General features: G+C 39.0%; 12 protein-coding genes. 9 read left to right on the top strand and 3 right to left on the bottom strand.

Annotation, left to right across the window (positions count from 1 at the left end; all coding sequences use genetic code 11):
- Positions 1-94: 94 nt before the first annotated feature.
- On the top strand, positions 95-376 hold the full coding sequence (locus tag P3J6_RS07360; protein WP_198522596.1) for a YcgL domain-containing protein: 282 nt from the start codon (positions 95-97) through the stop codon (positions 374-376).
- A complete protein-coding gene (locus P3J6_RS07355; protein ID WP_198522595.1) occupies positions 369-1,385 on the top strand; it encodes a lytic murein transglycosylase in 1,017 nt (338 codons plus the stop codon). Before P3J6_RS07360 ends, P3J6_RS07355 begins: the two co-directional genes overlap by 8 nt.
- A gap of 57 nt (positions 1,386-1,442) precedes the next feature.
- Here P3J6_RS07355 and P3J6_RS07350 read toward each other — a convergent pair whose 3' ends face one another.
- Positions 1,443-1,991 carry a GbsR/MarR family transcriptional regulator gene (locus P3J6_RS07350; protein WP_010388849.1) on the bottom strand — a complete coding sequence of 183 codons (549 nt, stop codon included), beginning with the start codon at positions 1,989-1,991 and terminating at the stop codon, positions 1,443-1,445.
- 216 nt (positions 1,992-2,207) lie between these two features.
- Here P3J6_RS07350 and adhP point away from each other — a divergent pair, with 216 nt between their 5' ends.
- On the top strand, positions 2,208-3,218 hold the full coding sequence (gene adhP / locus P3J6_RS07345; protein ID WP_138561502.1) for an alcohol dehydrogenase AdhP: 1,011 nt from the start codon (positions 2,208-2,210) through the stop codon (positions 3,216-3,218).
- A 70-nt stretch (positions 3,219-3,288) separates the two neighbouring features.
- Here adhP and P3J6_RS07340 read toward each other — a convergent pair whose 3' ends face one another.
- Positions 3,289-5,709: a TonB-dependent receptor gene (locus P3J6_RS07340; protein WP_198522594.1), complete on the bottom strand. Its 2,421-nt coding sequence runs from the start codon at positions 5,707-5,709 to the stop codon at positions 3,289-3,291.
- A 290-nt stretch (positions 5,710-5,999) separates the two neighbouring features.
- Positions 6,000-7,271, bottom strand: a complete 1,272-nt coding sequence (locus P3J6_RS07335; protein WP_198522593.1) for a Xaa-Pro dipeptidase — start codon at positions 7,269-7,271, stop codon at positions 6,000-6,002.
- A gap of 153 nt (positions 7,272-7,424) precedes the next feature.
- On the opposite strand from P3J6_RS07335, the gene P3J6_RS07330 reads away from it, so the two are divergent.
- The 6 genes from P3J6_RS07330 (at position 7,425) to P3J6_RS07305 (ending at position 14,226) form a co-directional block, all read left to right on the top strand.
- Positions 7,425-9,242: a DUF885 domain-containing protein gene (locus P3J6_RS07330; RefSeq protein WP_198522592.1), complete on the top strand. Its 1,818-nt coding sequence runs from the start codon at positions 7,425-7,427 to the stop codon at positions 9,240-9,242.
- Positions 9,243-9,338: 96 nt separating this feature from the next.
- The gene (locus tag P3J6_RS07325) at positions 9,339-9,851 is read left to right on the top strand and encodes a YcgN family cysteine cluster protein (RefSeq protein WP_138606494.1); all 513 of its coding nucleotides are present in this window, start codon (positions 9,339-9,341) and stop codon (positions 9,849-9,851) included.
- Positions 9,851-10,360, top strand: coding sequence for an RNA methyltransferase (locus P3J6_RS07320; protein ID WP_198522591.1), 510 nt, complete (start codon positions 9,851-9,853; stop codon positions 10,358-10,360). Before P3J6_RS07325 ends, P3J6_RS07320 begins: the two co-directional genes overlap by 1 nt.
- Positions 10,361-10,635: 275 nt before the next feature.
- Entirely contained in the window at positions 10,636-12,525 is a 1,890-nt protein-coding gene (locus tag P3J6_RS07315; RefSeq protein WP_198522590.1) for a methyl-accepting chemotaxis protein, read from the top strand.
- Positions 12,522-13,628 (top strand): GGDEF domain-containing protein, encoded by a 1,107-nt coding sequence (locus tag P3J6_RS07310; protein ID WP_198522589.1) that lies wholly within the window; start codon positions 12,522-12,524, stop codon positions 13,626-13,628. The genes P3J6_RS07315 and P3J6_RS07310 overlap by 4 nt, the downstream gene beginning before the upstream one ends.
- Positions 13,615-14,226, top strand: coding sequence for a DsbA family protein (locus P3J6_RS07305; protein WP_198522588.1), 612 nt, complete (start codon positions 13,615-13,617; stop codon positions 14,224-14,226). Before P3J6_RS07310 ends, P3J6_RS07305 begins: the two co-directional genes overlap by 14 nt.
- Positions 14,227-14,307: the final 81 nt, after the last annotated feature.

Here is a 14,307-nt window from a genome sequence, read left to right as displayed (position 1 = left end):
CGTTTATTGTAGTTTTCACTCTAATTTTTATAACTTATTATTATTGCCATGTTATAGTGTGTAGCACTGTTAAGCAAGATTTTATAGGGCCATAATGCTAACTGCGGTATATAAAAGTAAGAAAAAAGCAGATACTTTCTTATTTATTGAAAAAAGAGACGATTTTAGTAAAGTTCCGGAACCTTTAATGGCCATGTTTGGTCAACCTCAGTACGTGATGATCATTAACTTAGCTAAGCGAACTCAACTAGGCGTAGCGGATTTATACACTTTAAAACAGTCGCTCAGCGACCAAGGCTATTATTTACAAATTCCGCCACCAGAAGAAAACTTGCTGAGTGAATTAAGAAAACAAAACGGAGTAGATAGTGATTAAAAAATTAGCAGTTGTATTGTGTGGTATCTGTTTAAGCTCATCGGTGATGGCAAAAACCCAAGCTGAGTTTCAACAATACCTTACTAATTTAAAGCAAGAGGCAATAGCGAAAGGTTACGATACTCAGTTAATTGAGCAAGCATTTGCCACTGCTTCTTACAAAGAAAAAGTGATTTCAGCAGATAAAAATCAGCCTGAAGTAAAAGAAACACTGGAAACATATTTACCAAAACGAGTGCCTCAATGGAAAATTGATCGCGCGCGTAAGTTGTACAAAGAAAACCAAGACGTTTTAGAGAAGGTCGCAAAAGACTTTGGCGTCCAAGCACGCTTTATTGTAGCTATTTGGGGCTTAGAGAGTAATTTTGGTGCCATTCAAGGTGGCCACAACGTGATTTCATCTTTGGTAACACTGGCTTTTGATGGGCGCCGTGAAGCATTATACAAGCGCCAATTATGGGCAGCACTGGATATATTAAAGTCGGGTCATATTACGCTTAATAAATTTAAAGGCTCATGGGCAGGTGCAATGGGGCAAACTCAATTTATGCCAACCTCATTTAATGCCTATGCTGTAGATTACAACAATGATGGTCGCAAAGATATTTGGACAACTAAGGAAGACGCGTTTGCCTCTATTGCTAATTACTTAAAGCAAGAGGGCTGGAATGACAACTTAACCTGGGGTCGCCAAGTTCAATTACCTGCTGATTTTGATCAGCAGTATATTTTAAAGCGCGGTACTAAAACACGTAAGCAATGGCTTGAATATTGGAACAATTCAGAGCGCTCACTCGCTGATTGGCAAGCATTAGGGGTTCGTCGTGCTGATGGCAGCGATTTACCAAATGTTGCTGTGGATGCTGCACTAGTGATGCCTGATGATGAAAATGGGCGCATGTATTTAGCATACGACAACTACAAGGTATTTATGCACTGGAATCGGTCATATTATTTTGCAACCAGCGTGGGCTATTTGTCAGATAGAATTGCTTATCCAAAAATTTAAATAAAGCAAATAACTAAAAAGCCGCAAATTGCGGCTCTTTTGTGAGTGACCTATCGACTAAATTTCTTTTTTAAATATTTTATCTTTTAGGTCAATGACTTTGCCAATCCCTGAACCTAGTTTCATTAGCTTATTAAGCTGCTCAGGAGTTAAACGTTGTAATTCTGAGGACCATTTAGTTACTGTTTCAAGTAAGTTATGGATTTCGCCCATTTGTTTTTGAGCATAAATTTCATCGTCGTTACTTGCTTCGTCTAGTAAGTTATCTCGGAGTAAGCTCAGTGTAGGCTCAACTTCACGTTTTTTGCGCTCTTCGAATACGCGATTTGCCATATCCCAAATATCGCCTGCAGGGGCATAGTACTCTTTTCTATCTCCTGGGATATGCATTACTTTGATCAGCTGCCAAGATTGTAATTCTTTGATCCCCATACTCACGTTACCGCGAGAGATACTTAGCGCATCAGCGATTTGATTTGCCGTCATTGGATCTTTAGTAATAATCAATAAACCACACATTTGTCCAATGGTGCGATTAAATCCCCAGCGGCTGCCCATCTCACCACAATGCATTACAAAGGCAAAGTTTTTTTCTGATAATGTCATTGTTACAAGTTTCAAAAATAAATGAAATCTATGCTAGCACGCTGGTTAGGTATGGCAAGACTTAAGCTGGGATAAAAAGCCACGTTTTACGACTAATGATTGATATAGATTAATATCTAAGCATTTATAGTGAGGTATGTTGCGGATATGCAACATGACATTGTTATTTAACGACCTTGTTGAATAACAAAATTTTTTATAAACGATGGAATGACTATGAAAGCAGCAATAAATACAGAATATAAAGGCAAGTTAGCGATCACCGATTTGCCTATCCCAGAAGTAGGTCCTAACGATGTCCTAGTAAAAATAGCCGCTTGTGGTGTGTGCCACACTGATTTACACGCATGTCATGGCGATTGGCCGGTAAAACCAAAAATGCCATTAGTACCTGGGCACGAAGGTGTTGGTGTAATAGAAAAACTAGGAAGTAATATTAAGCACTTAGAAGTGGGCGATAGAGTAGGCGTACCATGGTTATACAGCGCATGTGGCCATTGTGAGTTTTGTTTAGATGGACGCGAAACCTTGTGTTTATCGCAACATAATACGGGTTACTCTATTGACGGTGGGTATGCAGAATACTGTTTAGCTCATGGTGACTACATCATCAAAATACCGAAAGGTTTAGGTTTTGCTGAAGCTGCCCCCTTATTTTGTGCGGGCGTAACAACGTATAAAGCTTTAAAAGTATCTGGCGCTAAACCAGGTCAATGGGTTGCTATTGTCGGTGTGGGTGGTTTAGGGCACTTAGCAGTGCAATATGCAAAAGCAATGGGCTTTAATGTTATTGCGGTAGATACTGGTAAAGAGAAAATGGCGCTAGCTAAAGAGTTGGGTGCTGATATTACGCTTGATTTTAAAGAGGTGGTGCCCAGTGAGGCCATTTTTGAGCAAGTAGGTGGCGCGCATGCTGTTGTTTGTACGGCAGTATCAAAACCAGGGTTTGAACAAGCATATAAAAGTGTTCGCCGAGGGGGAAAATGTGTATTGGTTGGTTTACCGCCTGAAGATATGCCATTGCCAATTTTTGACACCGTATTAAATGGTGTTTCAGTGGTTGGCTCTATTGTAGGTACGCGCAAAGACCTGCAAGAATGTCTTGAATTTGCTGCGCAAGGCAAAGTAAAAGCTATCATTGAAGAGAAAAAACTTGAAGATATTAATGAAATTTTTGATGACATGCTTAAAGGCGAAATAAACGGCCGCATAGTTGTTACGATTTAATATTAAGTTTTTACATGAAAAAAGCACGGTATTTCAATTGAAACTCCGTGCTTTTAAAATTATTAAACTATTAAAGTGTGTAACTAAAGCTTAGCTTTGCATTACGTTCTTCACCTGGCATTCCGCCTAAAAACATGGCTTTAGAATAATAGTTTTTATTAAACAGGTTATTAATGTTTAACTGCATCTGCCAGTTATCAGCTTTATAGCTAACTGCAGCATCATATACGGTATAAGCGGGTACGTAACCATTATCAATACCGAATGAACTTGAGTTAGTACTGCGTTTATCAACGAATGTTAAGCCTGCGCTTAGATCAACTGCGTGTGGTAATTCAAACAGCGCTGCTGAGTAAGTAACCCATGAACTAGCTGTTACATAAGGCACCCCTTTTTGGCGAGTATCAAAGCTTGAGCTGTTTGGATTAGTTTTATCGCGGGCGTCTTGATAAACACCGTTAATATTAACTTTCCATTGATCGTTCAAATACGCATTTAAATCAATCTCTACACCTTTTGTCTGTTCTTCGCCATCAAAAAAGCTCTCTACTACGTTAGGTGCTGACACGCCGGCTTCATAAAGTGGATTGGCGTATTCTAAATTAGTGCGCGCACTTTCAAATACTACAATCGAAGCTAGTAATTGATCATCAAATGCTTTAAAACGAAAGCCTAAATCGTTACTCACTGATTCTGAATCGTCTCTATCGGCTTCATTACCAGCAACAGAGCCAAGAACACTGTAAGCTGTGCGTCCTTTCGAGTGATTTAAAAACAAAGCCATATCAGCGTTTACTTGATAAGTAGCACCTAAGTTATACGTTAAACCACTGTCTGATGTGTTTGCTTCAGGCGTTGGATTTGCGCGGCTTTGGCTATAACGTGGGTCTACCCCAAAATGCTCATAACTTTGTTTTATGCGATTATGAGCAACACCAATACGAGTAGTGATCTTGTCGTTAATATAAGCAACATGCTGCAGGCCTACGCCCCATGCTTGTACTTTTTTATTGTAATCACTGGTTTTAAGCGGATCATAGTCAGCAAATTCACCTCTAGGCCAATTTGGTTGACGTATATCAAAAATATATGGCAGTGCGCCTTGGTAAATCACTTCACCGTCATTGTTTTTAATGACCTTATCAGCATCATAAATAGAGTACTGTTTAAAACGAATATCACGGTCTTCATAGTTGGCATTAACTAGTAGTTCGTTTTCTATATTACCAAGCATAAAGTCATAACGTAAATCTAAGAAGTATTGCCAAGATTTTTCATCCGCTTCTACTTGGCGATATTCTTGGCGTCTTGCAGCAAAAGGATGTAATACATTATCTACAACTAACGGTGCGCGTGGATCTTGGTTAATTACACCGCGTCGGTTCCAATAAACATAATTATAAGCACCTGTTTGACGAGCAAAACTTGAAGTGTAATTGCGATACTGCAGCTGTTGATTTAAAAATAAATCATCACTAATGTAATAATTATGCGCTAGTTTAAAACGCAGCTCTTCACCTTCGTTATCCTTTGCCATCGGTGATATTATGCCATTAGTGCCAAAGTTAAAGGGTGTTAAACCATCATTGCTTGCCAAAGAGTTAGCTAATTCATTTCGTTGAGCTTCACTCAATTGTAACCCACTTGCTGTAGGGTCATTAACTAAATCGGCGCCTGATACTTCTCCTGCGGTTAAACCGTTAACCGATTCACTGTTAAAAATACGAATAGGGTGGCCAATAGAATCCACTGCAATAGCGTCTTTAATATATGCCCCAGACAATACAAAAGATTGTTGGTCATTAAGCACATATTTTAAAGACGAGTAAATTTCATCGCGCTGCTCTTTTAAATCACGAAAGCCATCGCTAGAGGCGGTTTTTGCCATTACCCGATAAGCTAAATCGTCGGTTATTGCATTGGTGCTATCGAGTGCAAGCGAATAACTATCCCACTGACCGATATCCATTTCTAGCGTATGTTGCTCGTTAAACTGTGGTTTTTTTTCAATGAGGTTGATCACACCACCGGCACTACCCATACCATACAGGCCAGTAGCGGGACCCTTTAACACTTCAATAGATTCAACATTGGTTAAAGACCGAGTAGGGTTAAATGTATTGCCCAAGCCTGCGCCGCCATACATGCCATCATAAGTGTAATTAGCACCCAAACCACGAATAACTAAATTGTCACCAATGCCATAGTTATTACCCGCTTGAGTTAGGCCACTCACATTGCGGATCACGTCCTGAAGACTATCAATACCTTGTGATTCAATCAGTGCTTTATCAACAATAACCACGGGTGCTGGGGTTTCCATTAGTGACATGTCTGATTTAGTCGCTAAACCAGAATTCATAACTACTCGGTTTTGTTGCTCGTAAACGCTAATTCGTTCAATATCTGAATTAACTTGTGACTCGTTAGCCATTGCTAAATTTGCGTTTAAACACGCTAGAGTGAGGAGAGAGTATTGAAACCTTTTCATAAACTGATAACCATTCGCATTTGTTAATTTGCGCGAATGATAATGGTTATCATTTTAAATTTAAATAAAAAGTTCAATTTTTTTTACTTCAATAGGTACGTTTGCTTGATTGTTATTCAATGTGATTTAAAAGTAATCATATTTGAAAACTTCAAAGGGGGATTGCAGTAGTTAGTTGGTTTAGCAGAAAGATTTTTTAATAAAATTTTGATGGCTAAACGAGCAGCTTAGCTACATTTGCAAAAAATTTTAAGGTTGAGCGGTGCTCAACCTTATAGAAACGTTTGGGCTTACTGTTTGTAAACCACACCCGCCTTCATAACAAATGGGATCTGCTCTAGTGTAGAAATGTTTTTTAATGGATTAGTATCTACCGCTATGATATCAGCTGCAAAACCAGTTTTAATTTGCCCTAGTTGTTTATCAGCTTTTAATAATTTAGCACTATTAATGGTCGCCGCTTGAATTGCTTGTAATTCACTCATGCCAAATTCAACCATACGGGAAAACTGTTTAGCATTATCACCATGTGGATATATTGCTGCGTCGGTACCAAACACCATGTTTACCCCAGCTTTAACAGCGCGTTTAAAACTATCACGTTGTTTTTTTGATACCAGACGTTCCTTATTTAGGTTTTCTTCATCAACACCATTTTGCTCACCAAAGCTCAGCGTATACTCTGTATTATAAATATCCATCGATAACCAAGTACCATGCTCTTTTGCAAGCGCAATCGCTTCATCATCTAAAAAGCTAGCGTGCTCAACACTATCTACACCGGCTCTAATCGCCGTTTTAATACCTTTAGTGCCGTGTGCGTGAGCGGCAACAGGTAATTCACGCATGTGCGCTTCATCAACAATGGCTTTCATTTCTTCAAAGGCGTATTGCTGTATGCCGACTTTTGTTCCTTTAGAAAATACCCCACCTGTGGCGCATAGTTTGATTGCATTAGCGCCATATTTTATATTTTCACGCACTTTAATACGTACTGCCCATGGGCCATCAGCAACGCCGGTGGCAGTAAATTTCATCTCTGGAGGTAAGCGATTATTATCGCAGTGCCCACCAGTAATGCTCAAAGAAGGCCCTGCAGCCCAAATGCGTGGGCCGATAATATCACCGGCATTAACACCGTCTCGCACCGCAATAACACTGTAGCCCTCAGCACCTAAGTTCCTTACTGTAGTAAATCCAGCTTCTAAGGTTTGCTTAGCAAAATAGCTGGCTTTAATGGCCATTCGCGGAACAGATTGCCCTAAACGTTCACTACGAGACACGGTTGGATCGCTGGTTAAATGTACGTGCATGTCCATTAACCCTGGCAACAGGGTGAGTGTGGGTAGGTTTATCAGTTCATCATTACTGCTAAGCTTGGGCTTTTTATTAAATTGGATTTGGCTAATAACACCGTTATCTATAGCAATCAGCGGATTAGCCTTAAGTTCGCCTGTTTCAACATCTAGTAAAGCTTTGGCCGATATATAGGTTGTGGCTAGTGTACTTGCACTGGTTAAGCTCATTAATGCGATTGATAGAGTCAATAAATGTTTTTTCATGTTTTAGTCATTATAATTATTTTCATTCACTTGAATGTAGCAACCATGCGCTATTGAGTAAATAATGTAGCGACGAATAGCATTGACCGTAATTGCTTTATTTAAGTTATTTAAAACCGCATAATTGGCGGGTAAAAACTAACAAGGGAATTTATGAAAGTTATTAAAATAGCTCTGGTTGCCAGTAGCGTTATGTTTGCCTTAAGTGGTTGTATGAGCACCAGCTCACAATTAAACACAAATCAGTCAGTTGCACCTGTAATAAGCGAATTATCAGCCGAGCAGCAATTAGATGTGCTCGTTGCTCAGTACTACGATGAATCATTAGCTTTTAATCCATTAAGCGCTACTTATAATGGCCGCCATGAATTTGATGATCAATTTTTGCCTGTGATATCGCAGCTTAATCGCGATAAGAAAGCCGCTTTCTACAAAAAATATCAACAACGCTTATCCCTGATTGATGAATCACAACTGACCGGTCAAGCGCTACTGAATTTTGAAGTGTTATCCCGAGATTTAGCCCTCAAGCTTGAGGGGATGCAATATAAAAATTATTTGTTACCGATAAATCAAATGTCGGGTGCGCATAATACCTTCGCTGGATTTGGTTCAGGACAAAGTGCTCAGCCTTTTAATACTGTTGCCGACTACGAAAATTTTATCAAGCGTGCAGATGGTTTCGTTAAATGGCTTGCAAGTGTTGAACAATCAATGGCGCAAGGCGTTAAAAACGATGTGGTACTGCCTATGCCATTAGCAAAAAAATTACTCCCGCAATTTAAAGCGCATGTTGTTACAAGCGCAGAAGATTCTCTCTTTTATTCGCCCATTAAAGCCATGCCCGACTCTTTTTCAGCTGATGAAAAGCAACAGCTAAAATCGCAGTATAAAACACTGATCTTAGATAAATTAGTGCCTGCATATCAGCGAATGAGCGATTTCTTACTTAACGATTATATTCCTTATGCCCGCGATTCTGTTGGTTATGCTGATTTACCCAATGGTAAAGCGTGGTACGAATACCAAATAAAGAAAAATACTACGTTAAGTTTATCAGCGGATGAAATTCATGAAATTGGCTTAAGTGAAGTGGCTCGAATTTTAAGTGAAATGAAAACGGTGAAAAACACCGTCGGATTTGAAGGTGATTTATCGGCCTTTTTTAACCACTTACGTGACTCCGATGAGTTTTATTACAAAACGGCCGATGAGTTAATTGCTGCCTATGAAAAGATAAAATTAAAAATAGACGCTCGCTTACCAAAGTTATTTAATATTGAGCCTAAAGCACCTTATGTTGTCAAAGCGGTTGAAGCGTATCGAGCCCAATCAGCTGCGGGAGCGTCGTATGCAGGACCCGCTCCTGATGGTTCGCGCCCAGGCATATTTTACATCAATACATACAACTTAAAAGCGCAGCCTAAGTTTTTACTCGAAACACTGTCTATTCATGAAGCCGCTCCTGGTCATCACTTTCAAATAGCGCTGCAACAAGAGGTGCAAAGCTTGCCCGATTTTCGTAAATTTGGCGGCTATACCGTGTTTGCTGAAGGCTGGGCATTATATGCAGAAAGCTTAGGCAAAGAATTGGGTTTATTTACCGACCCGTATATGTGGTACGGGCGTCTTAGCGATGAGCAGCTAAGAGCGATGCGATTAGTGCTTGATACAGGATTTCATGCCAAAGGTTGGACACGTCAACAAGGCATTGATTACATGCTAGCAAATTCTTCAATGGCAAAAAGTGATGTTATTGCTGAAGTTGAACGCTATATCGCATGGCCAGGCCAAGCACTATCGTACAAATTGGGTGAGTTTAAAATTAAAGAGCTCAGAAATTACGCCCACCAGCAATTAGGTGAGCAATTTGACATTAAAGCGTTTCATACGCAAATATTGATTGATGGTGCACTACCTATGCCTATTCTGGAGAAAAAAATTAAACGTTGGGTTAAATCTCAGCAGTAATAAAATCGCGCGAAGCCATGCAGATATTAGGGATTGGCTTTGCGCGCTTTGCTGCAATACGTTAGAATGCGCGCTCTTAAAAGGGGCGAGAACACCATGTTTGATCAACAATTAGCAAATACCCAATTTTGGCTTAGTAAAAGCCTGAATGAAATGAACCAGCAAGAATGGGAAGCCATTTGTGATGGATGTGGAAAGTGTTGTTTAAACACCTTTATTGACAGTGAGGACGAAGATGACTTTACTGCTACCGATCAGCTAAGAGAAGGCGAGCAACTAATATTTACCAACATTGTTTGTCAATACCTTGATAACAATACCTGTGGCTGTAGTGAATACGAAAACCGCCAAACATTAGTCCCTTCGTGCGTTAAACTCACTAAAGAAAACCTAAAAGACATCTTTTTCATGCCCCAAAGCTGTAGCTACCGCCGTCTTCATGAAGGGCGCGGTTTAGCAACGTGGCACCCGTTACTTAATAACGGCGATAAAACTAAAATGCATGAGCTAAACATTTCAGTCAAAGATAAAACAGTAAAAGATTGTGATGTAAAATTAGACGATTTTGACTTGTATATTGCCGAGTGGCCAACCAAGGATTGCAACTAGTGAGTAAGTTACAAGCAAGTATTGGTTTAATAAACCCTAAAAGCCCAACCAATGTGGGTGGTGTATTACGCGCAGCAGGTTGTTATGACGCCAAGCAGGTGTTTTTTACCGGCAACCGTTATTTAAATGCACAAAAATTTCATACGGATACGAAAAATGTGGTGCAACGCATTCCATTAACCGCCACTGACGATTTAGCATCAGTCAAGCCACAAGGTTCAAAAGTAGTGGTAATTGAGTTAATTGAAGGTGCCACTCCTTTGCCCGAATTTACTCACCCTGAGAACGCATTTTATGTATTTGGTCCAGAAGATGGCTCTGTGCCTAAAGATGTTTTAAAATGGTGCGACGAAGTGGTGTATATTCCTACTATCGGCTGTATGAATTTAGCGGCAACCTGTAATGTTGTACTTTATGACCGACTCTCCAAATTGGGCGGGATTCAAAGCAGTAATGAAACCATTATTTCATCACGCGATACCAATAATAAAATGAAATGGAAAAAGTGATTTAAATAATAATTACTCAGTGTAACGTCATTATTAAATTCAAATTTTAATCTTTTTACTTTCCTAAAAGGCATAGTTGCATAGAGTCTTTCTTTGCAACTAGCTAGACCGTCGCTATTAAAAAATCACTTTATAGATATTTTTCTGTATATAATAAATAATGCTTTATTATTATTTTTTATAATTTAATCAATCCCAGCTTATATTTGCTAAGACTTTCAGTTAAAAATTTGTTAAAAAGACAGTGATAATAATGATTAATCCTTAAGGTACTTATGTTTAGCTCGCTGAAATTCACCTCCAAAATCACCATCGCTGCGTCATTGGTCTTAGTTTTAGTGTTAGGTGTTTTCACTATTAACAACTATTTTTCAATGCGTCATCAAACTCAAGAGCAGCTATCTTTAGTATTAAAACAAAGTTCCCAGTCTGTCTCGCAGAACATTGCAAGCTGGCTGAATAACAAGTTAGCCATTGTTATCTCGCTGGCAAACACCTATCGAGTCACAGACGCTAAAGCGCTTACATTATCGCAATTAAATACTGCAGAGATGGCAGGGGATTTTAAAAATACTTACATCGGCGAATCCTCAGGCGCGTTTATTTTAAATGATCAAAGCGTCATTTTACCCGACGATTTTGATGCAACTAGCCGCCCTTGGTATAAGTTGGTTGAAAACAAAACTAACACTGCATTCACCACCCCTTATATTGATGTAACCACCAATGAACTGACCATTTCAGCTGTTGCGCCCATAAATATTAATGGCCAATTTAAAGGAGTTGCAGGTGCTGATATTGATATGCAAACCATAGCTAAAATTATCGACAATATTGATTTTTTAGGGTTAGGTTATGGCTTTTTATTAGATCATAAGGGGCAAATACTAAGCCATCCAAATAGTAAGTTAAATTCAAAAGCGCTTACTGAATTATTTGGAAAAGACATTGAGCTGGCTGATACTTTTACAGAGCACCAAGTTGCTGATGAAACTGTTTTAGTGTCATTTACTAAAATTCATGGCATAGAAAATGTTGATTGGTATTTAGGAGCAGTGATCAATAAAGACACGGCTTTCGAAAGTGTGTCGGCATTTGGTCAAAAAGCACTGATTTACTTAATAGTAGGCACCTTAGTCATTGTATTTGCGCTACAGCTTTTATTGCGTTACTTAATGCGTCCTATGTATCGCTTAAACGATGCTATTAGAGATATAGCTCAAGGTGAAGGCGATTTAACTCGTCGCCTCAGTGTAGAAAACGATGATGAGTTTGGTCAGTTAAGTAATTCATTTAATATTTTTATAGAAAAAATTCAAAATTCAATTGTTCAAGTTAAGTCTTCAGCGCAATTGTTAGAAACAGCTGTTGCTAAGCTGGTTACGCAAACAGATTCAACCTTGACTATGTATGACGATCAAAGTGAACGTACTAACAGCGTAGCATCGGCAATTAATCAGTTTTCTGCTACCGCCACAGAAATTTCAAGCAGTGCAAGTAATGCCTCAACGCTTGCTAAAGATGCTGATCAATATTGTGCTAAAAATCAGCAAACACTGACTAACAACGTATCAAGCATTCATCAACTTTCGCAAAATATAGAGCAAGCGCAAGAAACAATTAATAGTTTAGATTCACATACCGCCAATATCGGTAATGTATTAGCGGTAATTAAAGGAGTGAGTGAACAAACTAACTTGCTCGCTTTAAATGCAGCGATAGAAGCCGCACGTGCGGGGGAAGCGGGAAGAGGGTTTGCTGTTGTTGCCGATGAAGTAAGACAATTAGCACAACGCACTCAACAATCAACGCAAGAAATTGAAAATACGGTTATTGAACTGCAAAAAGGCTCAAGCTCTGCCGTTGAACTGATGAAAACCAGTTTAGAAGAAAGTGAAAAAAGTGTTCAGCAAGCGGATGCCGTCGGCGACGTAATGAAGCAAATAATTAGTGCGATAAGGCAAATAACGGATGCTAATCATAGTGTGGCTAATGCCACAGATGAACAAAACCAAGTTGTTAAATCATTACACTCAGATATTCATGTTATTAGCGACTTATCTACTCAAGGTCAATCTAACCTTAACCTTACTTTAGAGGAATGTACCAAGCTTAAGCATCAATTTAGCGACTTAGAACGGATGGTTAAAAAATTCAAAGTATGATCAATAAAACAAAAATAAATAAACCAAACTGGCTTAGTCTAGTTAATATTGACAGTGTTTATAGCTTTGATAGACAACGCCAAGCGTTTTCTTTATTTACCATGATAGCGATTGCCTTGGTGTTAATTACTTATTTGGTGATTGCAAATTATTGCGTTTATGCACCTATATTAACTGCCGCATTAATTTTAGTTAACTTAACGATTGTAGGGTGCATCGCTTATTTTATAAAAACCAAAAAGCTCAATGCTATTGCGTTAATTACTCTGATGATTGTATTTTTGATGTGTTTAGCATTGGTGTACACAGGCGGTAAAGATAACACTGCGTTATATTGGCTAATGTTTTATCCTGTTGCTGTTTTCGCCATATTGGGTGTTAAGTTTGGCGCGTGGTTAAGCAGTGCCATGTTATTGTGCTGTATTGTTATGTTGTATGGCCCCGATATGGGGCAGGTTATTTATGGTGAGGTAGAAAAAACCCGTTTTGTTGCTGCATTTTCACTCGTGTTGGTCTTTTCTTTTATCGGTGAGTATTTTCGTCATCGAAGCCACCTTGCCATTGCTGATATTACCTTAGAGCAAAAACAATACGCCTATACAGATCAGCTCACAGGTGCACCCAACCGTCGCTTTATTACCTCTCATTTTTTAAAGCTCGCCGCTTCGCGACCTGCACATTATTTACCGCTGTCTATATTGCTCCTAGATTTAGACAACTTTAAACAATTAAACGACACCTATGGTCATGATTTTGGTGATACCGTATTAATAGAGTTCACTAAATTATTAGAGTCGCAGTTTCCTGCAACCGCCCTTAAAGCCCGTTATGGTGGTGAAGAGTTTGTAGTAATTTTACCGCAGCTAACGACCATTGAAGCCAGTATTTTAGCTAATCGCTTTAGAGAATGCGTGCAACATCATGTAATGTTAACTGATAAACAACAACGAGTATCGTTAACCTGCAGTATTGGCATTGCACAAGCTAATCATGTTGACGACTTCAACAGTGCATTAAAACAAGCCGATGAATATTTATATCAGGCAAAATCACAAGGGCGTAATAAAGTCATATTTGCGCAGGGCGAGCATGTCAGTCAATAAGCTTATTTATGTGCATGATCCTATGTGTAGCTGGTGCTGGGGTTATAAACCTACTTGGCAAAAGCTTGAAGCTGCTTTAGTAAATATTCTGCCTATAGAATATAGAGTCGGAGGGTTGGCGGCAGATAGCGACCAGCTAATGGGCACTGATATGCAGTTGCAACTACAAGGTATTTGGCAAAACATTAGCAACCAATTAGGTACTAAGTTTAATTTTAATTTTTGGCGAGAATGCCAACCACGCCGCTCTACTTATCCTTCTTGTAGGGCGGCATTAATTGCTCGTAGCTTTAACAAAGAGCCACAGATGATTAACGCCATTCAACAAGCGTATTATTTAAAGGCGCAGAATCCATCGGATGAAGACGTGCTTATTAAACTATGCGAAAAAATTGGTTTAGATCCCTGTTTATTTACTCAGCAGTTACACTCTAAGGAACTTAAGCGTCGCTTTGATGATGAGCTTAACTTTGTTCGCAGTTTACCTATTCAAGGTTTCCCTTCGTTAGTATTAATACATAACAACCGTGCTTACCCTATTGCTATTAACTACATAGATTGGCAGCATACCCTTAGTGAAATACAGTCTTACTTATAAAATTTACGCTTCAAACATTACCCTGCACTTTAAATTCAGCCAATAAGGCTAATTTATTACCGTTGTCATAAAAGCGACTTT

Origin of the sequence: Pseudoalteromonas sp. 3J6 (genome assembly GCF_903995135.1) — a bacterium.
Taxonomy (GTDB): domain Bacteria; phylum Pseudomonadota; class Gammaproteobacteria; order Enterobacterales; family Alteromonadaceae; genus Pseudoalteromonas.
This window is presented reverse-complemented; position numbering and strand designations above follow the sequence as displayed.

Coding starts and splice junctions, on each gene's coding strand:
- P3J6_RS07310 (WP_198522589.1), top strand. CDS start 12,522: ATGATCAATAAAACAAAAATAAATAAACCAAACTGGCTTAGTCTAGTT.
- adhP (WP_138561502.1), top strand. CDS start 2,208: ATGAAAGCAGCAATAAATACAGAATATAAAGGCAAGTTAGCGATCACC.
- P3J6_RS07350 (WP_010388849.1), bottom strand. CDS start 1,991: ATGACATTATCAGAAAAAAACTTTGCCTTTGTAATGCATTGTGGTGAG.
- P3J6_RS07315 (WP_198522590.1), top strand. CDS start 10,636: ATGTTTAGCTCGCTGAAATTCACCTCCAAAATCACCATCGCTGCGTCA.
- P3J6_RS07335 (WP_198522593.1), bottom strand. CDS start 7,271: ATGAAAAAACATTTATTGACTCTATCAATCGCATTAATGAGCTTAACC.
- P3J6_RS07360 (WP_198522596.1), top strand. CDS start 95: ATGCTAACTGCGGTATATAAAAGTAAGAAAAAAGCAGATACTTTCTTA.
- P3J6_RS07340 (WP_198522594.1), bottom strand. CDS start 5,709: ATGAAAAGGTTTCAATACTCTCTCCTCACTCTAGCGTGTTTAAACGCA.
- P3J6_RS07330 (WP_198522592.1), top strand. CDS start 7,425: ATGAAAGTTATTAAAATAGCTCTGGTTGCCAGTAGCGTTATGTTTGCC.
- P3J6_RS07305 (WP_198522588.1), top strand. CDS start 13,615: ATGTCAGTCAATAAGCTTATTTATGTGCATGATCCTATGTGTAGCTGG.
- P3J6_RS07325 (WP_138606494.1), top strand. CDS start 9,339: ATGTTTGATCAACAATTAGCAAATACCCAATTTTGGCTTAGTAAAAGC.